The organism is Nitrosopumilus cobalaminigenes (assembly GCF_013407145.1).
Lineage (GTDB): Archaea > Thermoproteota > Nitrososphaeria > Nitrososphaerales > Nitrosopumilaceae > Nitrosopumilus > Nitrosopumilus cobalaminigenes.
In genome coordinates this window covers 107,436-123,568 of the sequence record NZ_CP026993.1, presented here as the reverse complement: position 1 = coordinate 123,568, position 16,133 = coordinate 107,436, and the positions used below count along the sequence as shown (strand labels likewise).

Below are 16,133 nucleotides of genomic sequence, written 5' to 3'. Positions count from 1 at the left end.
ATGTTCAATTTTTTAATAAGTTTTCATAAAAATTAAGATATTTTGGAAGGATTTTTTTCCAAGTAAAATGTTTGATTACAAAATCATATGCATTAGATGATAATTTTTGTTGAAGTGATTCATCAATCAATAATTCATTAATATTTTTTAGTAATAATTGAGGATTTTCAGATTCTGTTAATATTCCAGTCTCATTATGTGTAACTAATTCTGGAATTCCACCTACAGAAGATGCAATGACGGGTATTTTTAGATAAAATGCTTCTTTTATAACAGTTGGAAGACTTTCCATTCTAGAAGGAACTACTAGTAGTCTTGAAGATTTAAGAATTTTCATAGTTTCATCCCAAGGTTTGTCTACACAATATACCACATTTCCATTTATTTTTGATTCTATACTTTTTAGTATATCAATTCCTTTTTCAAAACTATCTCGACCTACATATGCAACTTGATTTGTAATTTTTTTAACTTCTGGAATTTTTTTAAACATTTCAGTATCTATTGGAGATGGCAGATATTCTAAATCAAGGTTGAATTTTTTTTTGTATTCTTTCTTAGTTATTTGTGAATCAGTAGTTAATTTATCAGCCCATTTGAAAACTCTTGATTCTGCACTAGTTGCAATTTTACTAGTTGTTGATGAATGCAATACTTTTACTTGGTCACTGTAAACTCCATGGGCAGATAGAATTTTTTTCTGTCCCTTTGAATAATGCATTGCAAATCCCGATGGTATATTGAATGCATGAACTATATCATAATTTTGTCTATTCATTATTCCTTTTAATGCACCTAAAATTGCAAAACTTGGATTTTTTAGATTTTTAATTGGAATGTGAGGTGTTTCCATTTTTGTAACACTATGCCCAAAATTTTCTAATTGGTGTGCAAGCATTGCAGCATGTCCACCAATTCCACCAGAATATCTAGGCGAAATAAAAAGAAATTTCACAAAATAAAATTAGTTGCAGACTTTTTAAGGTCTTGGATTAAAAAATTCTATTACATTGTTGCTTGAGCAGCATCATGGAACATCTGACTCTTTGCACAGCCAGCAGCAAGTTCATCACCTGCTCCACGTCTCATAAGACCTCTGTAAAGACCATCTTCAAGTTTAACACCTTCTCTTTCTTCCCATTCCTCTACAGTGATAGAGTATTTCTTTTGAATTCTATCTCTATACCATTCTGGAATTACATTAAATGCACAGAATGGAACTATTCTAAGGTCTGGAGTTACATAGTGAATATCACATCTTTGTAATCTTTCAAGGTCTTCATTGTACTTGTCTTGAAAGTGCATCATACCAAGGAATAATCCTTTGACGTGCCATGAACCAACTGAATCAAATGATCTCTTCATTAGAATATTACCAAACATCTTTGCTAAATCTAACCCTGCTGGTTGTTTCTTTGTATCAACAAAGCCTTTGAGTTTTCTAACAACTTCAAGCATTGTAAAGTACTTGTTTTTACCAGAACGAATTTCTTCTGCTTTATCTTCAAATAATTCTAACATTCCTTGAATGTCACAGAATTTTGTTAATGGAACAAACTTCTTTGTGTCTGCATCTTCAAAAATGTATGTCCCTGCACCACAAGCAAAGTGAATGGATAATTCGTATTTTGGTTTGCTTGAGAATGCTTCAATTACATTAGTTAGTGGCATACAACTTGGGACTGGGAACCAATCATCAACAGTTACTTCACCATTAGTTTGTTCTTCAATTCTTTGAACACAATCAGGAACTGTGATTCTATATTTTTCACGTTCAGATTTACCCATTCTTCCAGTTAATGATACTGGTTGGAAGTTTACAGCATGAACTACATCCATATTCTTTTGAGCATATCTGATAATTCCACCTAGTTCGTGGTCATTAATTGATTTGATTACTGTTGGGACAAATACTACAGTAGTACCTGTTTTTCTGCAACTGTCAAGTGCATATGGGATTTCCCAGTGATTCTTTGGATTTGTTCTTGCAGTTACACCGTCAAAGGAAAGATACAAGTTGTTACATCCAGCAAGTCTTACTTCTCTTGCAGCTTCTGGATCCATTGCGTGTCGGATACCATTTGTATTCATTTGAATATGGTCAACACCTTCTTCTTTCATAATTTTGATAACATCAGCAATATCTTCTCTAAGCATTGGTTCACCACCAGTAATTTGCATAGAGTTTCCTGGAATTGGTCTCTCAGCTCTGAGAGTTTTCATCATTCCTCTAACTTGTGTATGATCTGGTTCATACATGTAAGCACCTTCAAGGCCTTTCTTTACATAAAAGAAACAATACCAGCATGTTAAATCACATCTGTTAGTTACAATCATGTTTGCTAATCCACTATGAGACAAGTGATTTGAGCACAATCCACAGTTGTTTGGACATGAACATTTGTCAATCATTACATTTGGAGAATGAGCACCTTTACCATCCATCCAGTATGTACTGAATTTCTTGTACATTTCATAAGAACCAAAGTATAATTCCTCACATTCACCGTGAGTTGGACAAACTTTTGACATAAACACTTGATTATCTCGCTCAAAGACCTCAGCATCCAAAATCATGTTACAGTCTGGACAGATACTTTGAGTGAATCTAATTGTAGATTTTTTACCTAAATTTTTAGTTGATTGATTGGATATCTGAATTAATGCCATACCTATATTGAAGATTTTTCAAAGATGGTATATAATCCATTTCCTACTAGCCCCCGTGTGGAATTTAGGAGGTAGGCATACCTGATTTAAATATCAAAACTGATCGATTAGATCGCAGATGAGCATTTCCGATAAAACAAGAAAAGCATTAGAGAAAATTGGTCTTACCAGTTACGAAATTAGAACGTTTTCAGCTTTGTTAAAGTCAGGAGAATTAACAGCATCAGATCTCAGTCAGAAATCAGGAGTTCCTTACTCAAAAATTTATGAAGTTTTAGGAACTCTAGAAGAAAAAGGGTGGATTGGTTCAGATGATTCAAGGCCAACAAAATATTTTGCAAAATCACCTTCAACAGGTCTTGAAACTACAAAACAAAAAATGGAAACTGATTTTTCGCAGAATCAAAATGTAATTTTAAATGAATTAGTTCCTTTGTATGAAAAAAGTGGAACAAGTGAAAGGCCGGACATATGGGTATTATCTGGTGCAGCAAACATTGCAGCTAAAATTTTAGAAATGGTAGAGACATGTAGAAATGAAGTAATGATTGCATTGCCCGAAGCTGGAGTAGATCTTGTTAAGCAAGCATTACCAAAACTAAGATCACTTCATGATAAGGGAGTAGATATTACAATTCTTACATCAGACAAAATGGATAAAGAATCAATCAAGGCAATCAAAAGAGTTGCCACTGTAACAATCAAGAAAGGATTGTTTGGAGGTGGAATAATTTCTGATAAAAGATACGTAGTAATTCTACTAGGGCCTGAAATTGGAGGCGTAAATTCTTCTGAAGTTGTAGCAATTTGGGCAGATCATGCGGGATTGGCAGGATTTGCACGTCAATACTTTGAATATTTATTAAAAGATTCCAAGAAGGTGTAGTATGGACGCATTAAATGATGATCAAGAGACTCTCTTTGTAGGTACTGCAGAAGCTGAACATGTAGAGATGTATCTCAAAGCAATTTGGCATATTAAAGAAAGGGGGGAAGATGTAAAAATTAGCACCATTGCAAAAATGCTCAATGTTAGACAACCAAGTGTAGTTCAGATGCTAAAGAAATTAAATTTGAAAAATCTTGTAAATTACAATAAAGCAGGAGTAAGACTTACTGAAGATGGTGAGAGAATAGGAGCAAGTATGATGAGAAATAGTAGATTATTGGAGGTTCTAATGGATAGTGCACTCAAGGTAGAAATTGATGAGGAAATGGTTTGTGGAATTGAACATCACATGAACAAACAATTTACAGATGCACTTTGTGTAATGCTAAAACATCCAAGAAAATGTCCACATGATCATGAAATTCCAATGGGCGAATGTTGTAAATCAACATAAGTTGAACTCAACCCAAAAGATATATCATCTTAGAAATTATATTCAATCATGGCATGTTTCTGTGGCTGCGAAACTTATGAAAAAAATGAGGATGGATTCAAAATTGCATGTGTAAAATGTGGACATGGGCCTCAAAATCATAATGATGAATTCAGAGATGCTGCAAGAAAGAATGAATCACAAAGTCAAAAACGTGATGCAGACTTCGGATAATTACTCGCCAATAATTTTAACTAAAACTCTTTTTGGTCGTTTTCCATCAAATTCTCCATAGAAAATTTCTTCCCATGGTCCAAAATCTAATTCGCCATTAGTTATTGCAACTACAACTTCTCTTCCCATTATTTGTCGTTTTAGATGGGCATCTGCATTATCCTCACCTGTATTGTTATGATCATAGTGTGTCGTTGGTGCATGTGGAGCCAATTCTTCTAACCATTTTTCATAATCATGAAGCAATCCACCTTCATTATCATTTATGAAAATACTTGCAGTGATATGCATTGCATTTACAAGACAAAGTCCTTCTTGGATTTTACTTTTTGTTACTAATTTTCTTACATCAGATGTAATGTTTACAAATGCTCGTCTAGTCTTTACTTCAAAAGTCAAATATTCAGTTAAAGATTTCATGTTTTTCTATCAATCATCATTAATTAAAATCCTAATGCAGGCTCAGAACTCAAGATCCTCATCATTGATCAGAGGGATAGGTACATCATGGTCTGCAAGCCATATTTCAAGCAAATTCCTATTGAATCTTTCAAGAAGCTTGATAAATGGCAAATAGTTCAATCATTCCAAATGGTTACAATAGACACTCCAGCCTCATTGGAAAGTTTTAGAAGATTTGTAATTACTAGTACTTGCATGTCTTATGCTCCAAGAGCATATTTGGAAGATTCAGAGGTTTTTGCAGAAAGAGAAGATAGTCTAGGAGCCATTTATGTTGAGGCAGCAGATAAGGTTACACTAAAAAAAATTAGAGATATTACGTTTGTTAATGCAAAAGATGTTTTAGGAATAATCTATAATTCAAAAAGTGGAAATACATCTTTGAAGTGGAGACAGATTAAAAGAAACAACGGTAAAGTTTCTGGAGACGCATCAGCTAATTCTCTTACAAATCTGTCTGAATCAGGGGTTCTTACTATAGAATGGGTTGAAAATTATCTAAAAAAGAAATCTGAAGAAACTAAAACAGAAGAACCAACAAGTTAAACTATTTTCTTTTTGTTAAATAGAATAACATTATGATTACAAAAGAAATAGATGAAAATTCAATCTCGGTCATACCAGAAGATTCTGAAGATCTTTTGAATTTACGTCGAATTATCAAAGAGAATGATAAAGTGATTGGAGATACTACAAGAGTTCTAAAACAAGATAAAGATTATTCAAGACCAGACAAAGGAGAACGAATCAAAGTTAGAATTGCATTAACAGTTGAAAAAATTTCACTTGATGATGTTCTAGATAGATTAAGAGTAGGAGGCACAATTTCTGAATCAAGTAATGAATCAGTTCCACATGGTTCCCATCATTCTTTTATTTTAAAATTAAATGATGGAATTACTATTTCAAAGAAAAAATGGTTGCCAATTGAAAAAAAACTTTTAGAATCAAGTAATAATCAAGTTAGTTTTGTACTAGTTGCAATTGATACTAGTGATAGTGGAATTGCAAGACTAAGAGGTACACATTTAGAATTTATGCCAAATATCTATTCGGGTTCTGGTGGAAAAAGATACAAAACAAATTTCAAGATTGAGAAATTCTTTGAACAAGTTCAACAAGCAGTATCAACTATTTTCAAAGAAGGAGACACTATAGTGATTTTTGGTCCAGGTGAAACAAAGAAAAGGTTTGCAAATTTCATAGAGAAATCACAAAAACTTCAAAAATATAAAATTCAAGTTGTAGATGGAATTGATTCTGGAGGAGAAGATGGAATTTACACATTTACAAAATCTCAATCAATGCAAGAAATAATGTCAGATAGTAAATTAGCCAAAGCCTCATCAATAATAGATCAAGTAATGATTTTAGCAAATAAAACAAGCAGGAAATTCACTATGGGATATAATGAAACAATCAATGCCAATCAAATGGGAGCAGTTGAATCAATGGTATTTTCTGATAAAGTAATTCAAGAAAATGATGAACAAGGAGTAATGGATTTTCTAAATGATGCTGAAACAAAGGGAGTCAAGATTTACAGTGTCGATTCATCTACAGATATTGGACTTAGAGTATCAGGGCTGGGTGGAATAGTTTCTTTGTTACGATATGCTATAGAATCTTAGTTTGTAGATTCTACTAACCATTTCAGATATGATTTATCAATAGAGGTGACGTCAATTTCAGCTATTTCAGGAACATCATAAGGATGAGTTTCTTTGATTTTCTTTTTCAACTTTGTCTTATTTTTGTTAATGGTTTTGAAAATGGCAAGATATTCAGAAGAATTTTCAATTTTTCCTTTCCAAGAGTAAATTGAAGAAATTTTAGAAATATTGACACATGCTACTGTTTTATTTTTTACAAGTTCATTTGCAATTTTTGAAATTGATTTTTTATTAGGATATGTTGAGATAATTATTACTGGTTTCATAGTAAACGATAAATGTCCGTACCTTAAAAAATTAACAATTAGTTTGGAACTTGATTTTATTACTCAAAATTCGATAATCTATGTCTTGATGGCTTGGGTGGTTATTGTAGTTGTTGCAAAAGCTCTCAAATTTGAGAAATATGGTTTTGAAATTAAAGCATACAGTCTAGTATACAAAAACAAGGGAGTAAATGAAGTTCTCTTAAAATTGTTAAGTCGAACTAGAAGAGGCATTAGAGTATTTGCAGATACAAGTGTAATTGCAGGTTTTATTATGATGGCCTTTGCATTTTGGTTTTTGTTAAACAATGTTTCAAACTTTTTTGTAGCACAATCAGAATTCTCAGAATTGACTGTACTAATTCCAGGAGTCACATTAACATCAGCATCATCAATTACATACTTTTTACTGTCAATTCCTATCGTACTAGTTATTCATGAAGGAGCACATGGTATAGTAGCTGCCTTAGAAAAAATCAAAATCAAAACAGGTGGTTTTGCAATATTCATTGCAATGTTTGCAGGATTTGTTGAACCAGATGAAGAGGAATTTGAAAAAGCTAAAAAGATATCAAAATTAAGAGTAATTGGTGCAGGTGCTACATCAAATGTTTTATTTGCATTTGTTTTAGGTGCTATTTTGTTAACAAATCCATTTTTTGCAATGGTTTTACCTGAGCCACTCCTAAGTGCATTTTATGAACTTCCAGATGGAGTATTGATCCTTTCAATTATTGAAAACTCTGGTGCAGAACAAGCAGGATTACTTGCTAATGACATCATCACATCAATTAATGATATACCGATATTGAGTCCAGTTGACTTTCCAGCTCTGAGTCCAGGAGATACCGCAAGTGTTTCTGTAATTAGAGATGGTCAACCATTGAATTTTGGTGTAGAGATTATGCCTGCACCAGAAGATCCTGAAAGAGGATTAATTGGAATTATGAGAGACAACACATTTGCTTACAAACCTGTAATGAATTTCATTGAATGGAATGATCCAAATCTTTCAATGTTCTTGTTATGGCTTTGGATGATCTCATTTTTCATCGGTATTATCAACATGCTTCCTTTACCGATTTTGGATGGAGGTAAATTCATTCATACAATAATTGATAAGAGAATTTCAGACAAGTCAGTCAATATTGCAATGTGGGGAATCTATGCATTCACATTTGTACTATTTGGCCTCAACATTGCCTTATCATATTTGAAATCTGGCTGGTTTACAATCTAGAAAATACCTAAAGAATCATTAATGAAAAAAACAAGATAATTTCATGAATTGTGACAGATGTGAAAATCCTGCAGCATATACTAGAAAATATTCAGGTGAAAAGCTATGTTCACAGTGTTTTTCAAGATCTATTGTAAGAAAAACTGCAAAAACTATTTCAAAATATAATATGATTAAGCATAATGAATTAGTAGCTGTTGCAGTTTCCGGAGGAAAAGATTCTCTGGCATTATTAAAAATTATTAATGAAATGGCATTAACTCATAGTTTTAAAATAATAGCAATCACAATTGATGAAGGAATTCCAGGATATAGAAATGAGGCATTAGAAATTGTTGAAAAGTTTTGTAAAGATCTTAATGTAGAACATAAAGTATATTCTTACAAAGATCTTTTTGAATTAACACTTGATGAAGCATTAGATTTACGAGAAAGTGAAAAAACTTCATCATGTTCAATTTGTGGAACATTAAGAAGAAGAGCAATAGATTATGCCGCTAATGATATTGGTGCTAATGTAATTGCAACAGGGCATAATTTAGACGATACGTTACAAACATTTGTGATAAACATGCTTTCAGGTGATACAACAAAGATTGGTTGGATGGATCCGGATACTTCTGCAAATTCTTTAAGAAAAATAAAACCGTTTTGTGAGATTTATGAATCTGAAATAGTTTTTTATGCATTTACAAATGATATGCCATTTCAATCAGAACCATGTCCTCACATGAGTGAAGGAATTCGAACAGAAATTCGTGAATTTTTGAATTCATTAGAAAATCAACATAGTGGAATTAAAAATAACTTGTATCAATCAATTCTCAAAGTGTCACAAGTTGTAAAGAATTCAAACACTAAAGAAAAAACAAAATGTGAAAAATGCGGAAATGATTGTACAGGAAATGTATGCTCAGTGTGTAGTGTAGTTTTAAAACTAAAAGAAAATCAAACCTAATGCAAATATAACATACTTTCTTAGGAAAAATGGTAGTAGGTAGGATCAGGGTGCCAGCCGTGCCCTATTCTGAAACCGGCTATATGCAGAGATCAGCAACTGTTGGGTAAATCTCTAGAAGGGTAATTCCCGCTTGGTGTGCGGAAATGAAATCACGCCGAGGCGGGTGGTTGCAGGACTAGAAATATCCGAAGGGATAACTTCTAAGACCGAACCATCGAAAGGGATGAGGTCCGGGAGGGAGCAATCCTAAGGTGGAGCATCCACGCTTCCTCGTCAACGTGGCGGATCTTGTACGCCTTGAAATGGGGCTATTCGTCTAGACTGGAGCCAGCAGATCTACTACCTTTATAATTAAAATCAAATTTTCAACCTCATGGAAGGAAAGATTTCATTTGGAAATAAAAGAAATTATGAAGACTTTAAGAAACAAATTCCAGGTTCGGTATTACCGTTATTTGATTCGATTAGAGAATTTTGCTTCTCATTAGGAGACAAAGTGATAGAAGATGTTAGAATGCATAGAGTAGTTTTTTGTAAATCAATGACATTCAGATGGTTTGTAGATGTAGAACCCGATAGAGAGGGAGTGATTATAAAAATTCAAAAAAGCAGAAAAGATCCTATTCAAATAATTCAGATTAAAAAGGATCAAGAAATTTCAGAATTTACTCAAATCATAAAAAATGCATTTGAGGAAATTCACTAGTATAATACATCAAATTTTGAGAATTCTCCAGAAAATTTTTCATTACGAATCTCCACATCTTCAACTCTTGCATTGGCTGGACCTCCATGGGCCCATTCAATTAGTCTGCTAATTTTCTCCTCATCTCCTTCTAAAACAGCTTCAACTCTACCATCCTTGAGATTTTTTACCCAACCAAAAACATCATTTTTCTTTGCCATAACTTTTAGTGTTTGACGGAAAAAAACACCCTGTACCTTCCCAGTTACAAAAAGTCTAACACGTTGATCCGACACTACAACAATATTTCATTGAGCTATTAATCAATTTTAGGTTAAAGTAAAAACTACTTTCTTTCTTTAATTCTAGCTCTACCAGTCTTTCTTGCAGCAATACTACCTACTTTAGCACCTGGAGGAGCATCTCGTGAAACAGTAGAACTTTGTCCAACGTGTTGATGACGACCACCACCGTGTGGGTGTACATATGCTGCTTGAGCAACACCTCTAACAATTGGATATTTCTTTCCTTTAGCTTTGAAACTACGCCATTTGTTACCTGCACTCATAAAATGTCGTTCAGTAGCACCACCGCCAGCAAGAGTACCAATCATGGCTCTATTTTTTGGATTTAAAGTTGCAAATTTACCAGAAGGGAGTTTAACTGTAACACCATCATCTCCATGGGAGAAAATAGTTGCATCAGTACCTGCAGACTTGACAATAGCACCACCATCTCCAAAGTGCTTTTCAATATTACATACAATTGTACCATCAGGAATGTTTTGAACACTAATGACATTTCCTTTTTCAATTGTTGATTTTAATCCAAATTGTAAAGTAGTACCAACTGAAGTTCCTAAAACTGCAGGTACAAATGAAACAGAACCATCTTCAAATCTAATTTTAGATAATGGAGCTTCTCTACCACGTTCGTGTACAAGATCTATAATTTCTCCTGTATGTTGCTCAGATAGTGGAAAACGCGGATAATTGGCTTTTTTGCCTACTTTACCAGTAGATGTAGATCTAAATTGATTGCCTCCACGGCCTCGTCTTCGTACTAATGGTCTCTTACCCAAGTTGTTGATTTCCGACCTAAAGAGAATTTTAAGCTTGTGGTAGTCATGCTGTAAGTTATTGAAATTACCACAAAGGTATAAAAATTAGAATTGAGGCCAATGAGTATGAGTCAAAATGCATTATCTCTCAAAGTTCTTGAAGCATATACAAGAGATGTTGGGAGAGGAGTAGCAAGAATCGATTATGACTCTATGGATACACTAAATGCATCTACAGGAGATGTTATTGAAATTAAAGGTAAAAGAAGAACAGTAGCAAAATGTCTTCCACTCTATCCTTCAGATGAAGGAAAGGGAATAATCAGAATTGACGGACTTGGACGAAATAATTCAGGAATTGCAATAGGCGATACAATTTCAGTTAGAAAAATAAAAGCAGTGGCTGCAGAAAAAGTAGTGGTTGCTCCATTAGAAGCAATTCCACCAATTGATGAAAGATATCTTGCAGATGCTTTAGAAAGTGTGCCTTTGATCAAAGGTGATAATGTAATGGTTCCATACTTTGGTGGACGTTTAACTTTTCAAGTAATTGGAGTAAATCCAGCAGCTGATGCAGTATTAGTTACTCAAAAAACTGTTTTCCATATTGCAGAGAAGGGTGAAACATTACGTGGAGTTCCACAAGTAACCTATGAAGACATTGGTGGAATTTCAAATGAAATTAAAAAAGTAAGAGAGATGATTGAACTTCCATTAAGACATCCAGAAATTTTTGAAAAATTAGGAATTGAAGCTCCAAAAGGTGTTTTGTTATACGGTCCACCAGGTACTGGTAAAACTCTACTTGCAAAAGCTGTTGCAAATGAAAGTAATGCACATTTTATCAGTATTTCAGGTCCAGAGATTATGAGTAAGTTCTACGGTGAAAGTGAAGCAAGATTAAGAGAAATTTTCAAAGAGGCAAGAGAGAAAGCACCATCAATAATCTTTGTAGATGAAATTGATTCTATTGCTCCAAAAAGAGAGGAAGTTACAGGAGAAGTTGAAAGAAGAGTTGTTTCTCAAATGTTATCATTAATGGATGGATTGGAAGCAAGAGGTAAAGTAATTGTAATTTCTGCAACAAATAGACCTAATGCAATTGATCCTGCACTTAGAAGACCAGGAAGATTTGATAGAGAAATAGAGATTAAAGTTCCAGATAAAAAAGGAAGAAAAGACATTCTTGCAATTCACAGTAGAAATATGCCATTATCAGAAGATGTAAACATGGAAAAAATATCAGCAGTCAGTCATGGATATGTTGGCGCAGATTTAGAATATCTCTGTAAAGAAGCTGCAATGAAATGCTTGAGGAGACTATTACCAGTTTTGAATTTAGAAGAAGAGAAATTACCTCCTGAAACTTTAGATAAATTAATTGTAAATCATGAAGACTTCCAGAAAGCCTTGATTGAAGTAACACCATCAGGTATGCGAGAAGTTTTCATTGAAAATCCAGATGTAAAATGGGATGATGTTGGAGGATTAGAAGATGTTAAACGAGAATTACAAGAAGCTGTAGAATGGCCTATGAAATATCCAGGTCTATACGATAAACTAGGACACAGCATGCCAAGAGGAATATTACTACATGGTCCAAGTGGTACTGGTAAAACTCTACTTGCAAAAGCTGTTGCCACTCAAAGTGAAGCAAACTTTGTTTCTGTAAGAGGCCCTGAACTATTATCAAAATGGGTGGGAGAATCAGAACGAGGAATTAGAGAAATTTTCAAACGTGCACGACAGTCCGCACCATGTGTTGTATTCTTTGATGAAATTGATTCTATTGCTCCAATTAGAGGAGCTGGTGGAGAAACAGCAGTTACTGAAAGAGTTGTAAGTCAATTATTAACAGAATTGGATGGTATGGAGAATATGCACGGTGTCATAGTATTAGCAGCAACAAACAGAGCAGATATGATTGATCCTGCATTATTAAGACCAGGAAGATTTGATAAAATTATTCAGATTCCACTTCCAGACAAAGAAAGTAGAAAGAGTATCTTGAAAATTAACGCTGAAAAGATTCCAACCATTAGTGATGAAAGTGATCCTACACATGTAGACTTCGAGAAGCTATCAGAACTAACTGATGGACTTAGTGGAGCAGATACAGCATCTATTGCAAATACTGCAGTATCTTTAGTAATTCACGAATTTTTAGATAAAAATCCAGATGTAAAGGATATCGAGAAAAAGGATGTTGATGCTAAAGTAACTATGAAACACTTTGAGGAAGCAGTAAAGAAAGTAAGAGAACAAAAAGACCTCAAGATGGGCGAAAAACTAGTTGCTTCCTATTACAGGTAGTTTTAATAAAATAACAAATCTAATCCTCATAAATGTCAGAATATACTGGATATGATGGAAACTCTTTAGAATTTCTTAAAACAAATAATATTTCAATTGGAGATTCAGTAAAAATTTTAGCTGATATTACTTATTCAGGCATAATTATGCCAAGATATGAACACAGTGATGACAAACACATTGTTCTGAAATTAAAGAGTGGATACAATATTGGTTTGGAGATTTCCAAGATTGAAAAAGTAGAGAAAAATCCATCTACAGAAAAAATTGTAGAGAAAAATGAAAAGGTAGAAAAAAATGAACATCTACCAAATATTCTATTATTATCAACGGGAGGTACAATAGCTAGTAAAATTGATTATAGAACAGGTGCTGTTACACCAGTATTAACTGCTGAAGAATTGAATTCTTCCGTTCCTGAACTTGCAAAAATTGCAAACATAGATGCAAAAGTTTTGTTTTCTGAATATTCAGAAAATATTATGCCTATGCATTGGTTAAAAATTGCTGAAGAGATTAATCAATATTCTAAATCAGAGTATTCAGGAATTATTATTGCTCATGGTACAGATACTATGCATTATACATCATCATATCTTTCTTTTTCATTAGCTGGATTTCCGATCCCAATTGTGTTAGTAGGTTCACAAAGATCTTCAGATCGTGCATCATCAGATGCAGCGCTGAATCTAATTGGAGCTACAAAATTTTTAACGGAATGTAAAACAAATGGTATTTTCATAGCAATGCATCAAGATGAAAACGATGAAACGATTGCATGTCATATAGGCACTAGAGTAAGGAAAAATCACACAAGTAAAAGAGGAGCTTTTCAAACAGTTGGAGATGATCCTGCATTTTTAATTGTAAATAATGAAATTCATAATAATATGAAAACAGATTTTTTTACAGACAAAAAATTTGAACCTAAAATAAAAATTAATGAAAAAGTTGCATTAGTAAAATATCATCCAGGATATGATCCATCTTTGTTAAAACACATTATAGATTCAAACTATAAAGCAATAATTTTTGAAGGGACAGGTCTCGGACACATTGGAGAAAACATGTATTCAATGGTAAAAATGGCAAATGAAAAAGGCATCTTTATGGGAATGACTTCACAGTGTATAGATGGCAGAGTTAGAATGACAGTTTATGAAAGTGGTAGAGATTTACTTGATTTAGGCATAATCCCCCTAGAAAACATGATACCTGAAATTGCATTGGTAAAAGCCATGTGGGTTACTGGGAATACTGAAAATCATGATGAGATTAAAGAAATTATGCTTAATAGAATTGCATGTGAATTTTCAAAATAAGTGGGAATCAATATGGAAGAATTTTCAATTAATAATGTAGGCGTCAAAGTAGGTTTAGAAATTCACCAACAGCTTGCAACAAATAAAAAATTATTCTGTAATTGTATGCCTATTGAATCAGATGAATATTCAATCAAATTTCAAAGGAAATTACGTGCATCTAAAAGTGAGTTAGGAGAATTTGATCCTGCAGCATTGTTTGAAAGTACAAAATCTAAAACAATAATGTATTATGCAAATCATGAAAGTAGTTGTTTAGTAGAACAAGATGAAGAACCACCACATGAATTGGATGAAGATGCAAGAAAAATTACATTAATAATTTCTTCAGCGTTAAAATCAAATATTTTTAGTGAAATTTACCCTATGAGGAAAACAGTAATTGATGGTTCCAATACAACAGGATTTCAACGTACCATGCTAATTTCACAAGGTGGATTTTATAATGCAGGGGACATCAAGATAGGCATTCAATCAATCTGTCTTGAAGAAGATGCTGCTAAAATTTTAGGTGAAGAAGGTTCAATAAGGAAATTTGGATTGGAGCGTTTAGGTGTTCCACTAGTTGAAATTGCAACAGATCCTTTTGAAGTAGAATTAACAGAAATCAAAAAAATTGCATTGTCATTAGGAAGGATTTTGAGAAGTACAAAACAAGTGAAAAGAGGTTTAGGATCAATCAGGCAAGATGTCAATGTTTCAATTAAAGATGGAGGGGGTGTTGTAATTGAAGTGAAAGGGGTACAACAATTAGATCAATTAGAAAAAGTTGTGGAATATGAAGCTAAAAGACAACACGGCTTGCTAAAAATCTCAAAAAAAATTCAAGAGAGTAATTGGAATTTTTCTAAAGATGATAAAAAAGACATTACAGAATTATTTTCAAAATGTAAATCAAAAATAATTCAAAATGCAATAAAGAAAAATCAAAAAATAATTGCCATATCTTTTAAAAATATGGCTGGAATGTTTGGATTTTCACCATATGAAGGCATTAGATTAGGTAGGGAAGTAGCAGAACTAGTGAGATTTTTTGGAATTGGTGGTGTGTTTCATTCAGATGAACTTCCTAATTATGGAATTGAAGAGTCAGATTTGGAAGAATTAAAGAAATATTCAGAAATAAAAGAAAATGATGCATTTTTGATTCTAGCATCACCACAAGAAAAAATCAATACAATTGTAGATCAAATTATTTTAAGAATAGAGCATATCAAAGATCACGGCATTCCAATAGATACTAGACTAGCTACTCAAGCAGGGGAAACAAAATTTCTCAGACCTAGACCAGGTGCTGCAAGAATGTATCCTGAAACAGACATACCTCCAATAATTATTACAAAAGAAGAACTATTAGAAGCTGAAAAAAACATACCAAAATCATGGGATGATTCGATAAAAGGATTAGAAACTAAATACAAAATTAATCCTCAACTTGCAGAGCAAATTTTTGATTCACGATATATTGGATTATTTGAAAAGATTATTGAAAAGATTAACATAAATCCAACATTTGTTGCATCAGTTCTTTGTTCTTCAATTACAAATTTGGAAAGAAGTGGTCTAGATTCTAATTTATTAAAAAATGAAGAGATAATGAAATCATTTCAGTTATTGGAAGCGGGAAAAATTGCCAAAGAATCTATTGAAATAGTATTTGAAAATATAATGGCTGGAAAATCAAAAACTATTGAAGAAGCTATGAAGAATGCATCAATTCAATCTGTAAACAAAGATGATCTAGAAAAAATCATTGAAGAAATTGTAGAGAAAAATGAAGAGATCATTAAAAATCAAAAAGAAAGAGCAGTGGGACCATTAATGGGAATTGCTATGAAAGAATTAAGGGGTAAAGCTTCTGGTGAAATAATCAATAATCTTCTTTTAAAATATATCAAAAAGAAAATACAAAATCTGAAATAAAT

The 16,133-nt window shown here is 33.0% G+C and carries 17 protein-coding genes and 1 other RNA gene; 12 read left to right on the top strand and 6 right to left on the bottom strand.

All coding sequences use genetic code 11. The features are described from left to right. Nucleotides 1–4 precede the first annotated feature (4 nt). Entirely contained in the window at nucleotides 5–955 is a 951-nt protein-coding gene (locus C5F47_RS00660) for a glycosyltransferase family 4 protein (protein WP_179361021.1), read from the bottom strand. Between the two features lie 50 nt (nucleotides 956–1,005). Beyond that, nucleotides 1,006–2,670: a tetraether lipid synthase Tes gene (gene tes, locus C5F47_RS00655; protein ID WP_179361020.1), complete on the bottom strand. Its 1,665-nt coding sequence runs from the start codon at nucleotides 2,668–2,670 to the stop codon at nucleotides 1,006–1,008. A gap of 118 nt (nucleotides 2,671–2,788) precedes the next feature. Between tes and C5F47_RS00650 the strand changes: the two genes are divergently transcribed. From C5F47_RS00650 to C5F47_RS00640, 3 genes are read left to right on the top strand one after another with little or no spacing between them, the layout of a single operon-like run. Further along, a complete protein-coding gene (locus C5F47_RS00650; RefSeq protein ID WP_179361018.1) occupies nucleotides 2,789–3,556 on the top strand; it encodes a TrmB family transcriptional regulator in 768 nt (255 codons plus the stop codon). Between the two features lies 1 nt (nucleotide 3,557). Further along, nucleotides 3,558–4,013, top strand: coding sequence for a metal-dependent transcriptional regulator (locus tag C5F47_RS00645; protein ID WP_179361016.1), 456 nt, complete (start codon nucleotides 3,558–3,560; stop codon nucleotides 4,011–4,013). A gap of 48 nt (nucleotides 4,014–4,061) precedes the next feature. Further along, on the top strand, nucleotides 4,062–4,226 hold the full coding sequence (locus C5F47_RS00640; RefSeq protein ID WP_014964236.1) for a hypothetical protein: 165 nt from the start codon (nucleotides 4,062–4,064) through the stop codon (nucleotides 4,224–4,226). Here C5F47_RS00640 and C5F47_RS00635 read toward each other — a convergent pair whose 3' ends face one another. Then, a complete protein-coding gene (locus C5F47_RS00635; protein ID WP_179361014.1) occupies nucleotides 4,227–4,646 on the bottom strand; it encodes a secondary thiamine-phosphate synthase enzyme YjbQ in 420 nt (139 codons plus the stop codon). 171 nt (nucleotides 4,647–4,817) lie between these two features. Between C5F47_RS00635 and C5F47_RS00630 the strand changes: the two genes are divergently transcribed. Then, a complete protein-coding gene (locus tag C5F47_RS00630; RefSeq protein ID WP_179361729.1) occupies nucleotides 4,818–5,234 on the top strand; it encodes a hypothetical protein in 417 nt (138 codons plus the stop codon). 32 nt (nucleotides 5,235–5,266) lie between these two features. Beyond that, complete coding sequence (locus tag C5F47_RS00625; RefSeq protein WP_179361012.1) at nucleotides 5,267–6,319, top strand: mRNA surveillance protein pelota; 1,053 nt, start codon at nucleotides 5,267–5,269, stop codon at nucleotides 6,317–6,319. On the opposite strand, the gene cutA is transcribed toward C5F47_RS00625, so the two are convergent. Beyond that, complete coding sequence (cutA, locus tag C5F47_RS00620) at nucleotides 6,316–6,627, bottom strand: divalent-cation tolerance protein CutA (protein WP_179361011.1); 312 nt, start codon at nucleotides 6,625–6,627, stop codon at nucleotides 6,316–6,318. The two genes, C5F47_RS00625 and cutA, sit on opposite strands and share 4 nt — an antisense overlap. 88 nt (nucleotides 6,628–6,715) lie before the next feature. Here cutA and C5F47_RS00615 point away from each other — a divergent pair, with 88 nt between their 5' ends. The 4 genes from C5F47_RS00615 to C5F47_RS00600 all read left to right on the top strand — a co-directional run bounded on the left by C5F47_RS00615 (nucleotide 6,716) and on the right by C5F47_RS00600 (nucleotide 9,534). Beyond that, nucleotides 6,716–7,867 (top strand): site-2 protease family protein, encoded by a 1,152-nt coding sequence (locus tag C5F47_RS00615; protein ID WP_179361728.1) that lies wholly within the window; start codon nucleotides 6,716–6,718, stop codon nucleotides 7,865–7,867. A gap of 43 nt (nucleotides 7,868–7,910) precedes the next feature. Beyond that, a complete protein-coding gene (locus tag C5F47_RS00610) occupies nucleotides 7,911–8,825 on the top strand; it encodes a TIGR00269 family protein (RefSeq protein ID WP_179361009.1) in 915 nt (304 codons plus the stop codon). A 33-nt stretch (nucleotides 8,826–8,858) separates the two neighbouring features. Then, nucleotides 8,859–9,170, top strand: an RNA gene (ffs, locus tag C5F47_RS00605) — signal recognition particle sRNA. Between the two features lie 31 nt (nucleotides 9,171–9,201). Continuing rightward, nucleotides 9,202–9,534 carry a DUF5655 domain-containing protein gene (locus C5F47_RS00600; protein WP_179361007.1) on the top strand — a complete coding sequence of 111 codons (333 nt, stop codon included), beginning with the start codon at nucleotides 9,202–9,204 and terminating at the stop codon, nucleotides 9,532–9,534. Here the strand turns inward: C5F47_RS00600 and C5F47_RS00595 are convergent. Both C5F47_RS00595 and C5F47_RS00590 read right to left on the bottom strand, forming a co-directional pair. After that, on the bottom strand, nucleotides 9,531–9,809 hold the full coding sequence (locus tag C5F47_RS00595; RefSeq protein WP_179361006.1) for an acylphosphatase: 279 nt from the start codon (nucleotides 9,807–9,809) through the stop codon (nucleotides 9,531–9,533). The genes C5F47_RS00600 and C5F47_RS00595 overlap by 4 nt on opposite strands. Nucleotides 9,810–9,859: 50 nt before the next feature. Further along, nucleotides 9,860–10,594, bottom strand: coding sequence for a 50S ribosomal protein L2 (locus C5F47_RS00590; protein ID WP_179361004.1), 735 nt, complete (start codon nucleotides 10,592–10,594; stop codon nucleotides 9,860–9,862). A 105-nt stretch (nucleotides 10,595–10,699) separates the two neighbouring features. Here C5F47_RS00590 and C5F47_RS00585 point away from each other — a divergent pair, with 105 nt between their 5' ends. Genes C5F47_RS00585 through gatE form a run of 3 tightly spaced genes read left to right on the top strand, consistent with a single transcriptional unit; the run spans nucleotide 10,700 to nucleotide 16,131 of the window. Beyond that, complete coding sequence (locus C5F47_RS00585) at nucleotides 10,700–12,886, top strand: CDC48 family AAA ATPase (protein WP_179361002.1); 2,187 nt, start codon at nucleotides 10,700–10,702, stop codon at nucleotides 12,884–12,886. A gap of 32 nt (nucleotides 12,887–12,918) precedes the next feature. Next, nucleotides 12,919–14,208 (top strand): Glu-tRNA(Gln) amidotransferase subunit GatD, encoded by a 1,290-nt coding sequence (gatD, locus tag C5F47_RS00580; protein ID WP_179361001.1) that lies wholly within the window; start codon nucleotides 12,919–12,921, stop codon nucleotides 14,206–14,208. Nucleotides 14,209–14,220: 12 nt separating this feature from the next. Continuing rightward, nucleotides 14,221–16,131 carry a Glu-tRNA(Gln) amidotransferase subunit GatE gene (gatE, locus tag C5F47_RS00575; RefSeq protein ID WP_179360999.1) on the top strand — a complete coding sequence of 637 codons (1,911 nt, stop codon included), beginning with the start codon at nucleotides 14,221–14,223 and terminating at the stop codon, nucleotides 16,129–16,131. The last annotated feature ends 2 nt before the right edge of the window (nucleotides 16,132–16,133 follow it).

Bases quoted from the DNA above. Each gene is read 5' to 3' on its own strand.
- gatE (WP_179360999.1), top strand. From the start codon at position 14,221: ATGGAAGAATTTTCAATTAATAATGTAGGCGTCAAAGTAGGTTTAGAA.
- tes (WP_179361020.1), bottom strand. From the start codon at position 2,670: ATGGCATTAATTCAGATATCCAATCAATCAACTAAAAATTTAGGTAAA.
- gatD (WP_179361001.1), top strand. From the start codon at position 12,919: ATGTCAGAATATACTGGATATGATGGAAACTCTTTAGAATTTCTTAAA.
- C5F47_RS00640 (WP_014964236.1), top strand. From the start codon at position 4,062: ATGGCATGTTTCTGTGGCTGCGAAACTTATGAAAAAAATGAGGATGGA.
- C5F47_RS00635 (WP_179361014.1), bottom strand. From the start codon at position 4,646: ATGAAATCTTTAACTGAATATTTGACTTTTGAAGTAAAGACTAGACGA.
- C5F47_RS00625 (WP_179361012.1), top strand. From the start codon at position 5,267: ATGATTACAAAAGAAATAGATGAAAATTCAATCTCGGTCATACCAGAA.
- C5F47_RS00630 (WP_179361729.1), top strand. From the start codon at position 4,818: ATGGTTACAATAGACACTCCAGCCTCATTGGAAAGTTTTAGAAGATTT.
- C5F47_RS00650 (WP_179361018.1), top strand. From the start codon at position 2,789: ATGAGCATTTCCGATAAAACAAGAAAAGCATTAGAGAAAATTGGTCTT.
- C5F47_RS00585 (WP_179361002.1), top strand. From the start codon at position 10,700: ATGAGTCAAAATGCATTATCTCTCAAAGTTCTTGAAGCATATACAAGA.
- C5F47_RS00610 (WP_179361009.1), top strand. From the start codon at position 7,911: ATGAATTGTGACAGATGTGAAAATCCTGCAGCATATACTAGAAAATAT.
- cutA (WP_179361011.1), bottom strand. From the start codon at position 6,627: ATGAAACCAGTAATAATTATCTCAACATATCCTAATAAAAAATCAATT.
- C5F47_RS00615 (WP_179361728.1), top strand. From the start codon at position 6,716: ATGGCTTGGGTGGTTATTGTAGTTGTTGCAAAAGCTCTCAAATTTGAG.
- C5F47_RS00600 (WP_179361007.1), top strand. From the start codon at position 9,202: ATGGAAGGAAAGATTTCATTTGGAAATAAAAGAAATTATGAAGACTTT.
- C5F47_RS00645 (WP_179361016.1), top strand. From the start codon at position 3,558: ATGGACGCATTAAATGATGATCAAGAGACTCTCTTTGTAGGTACTGCA.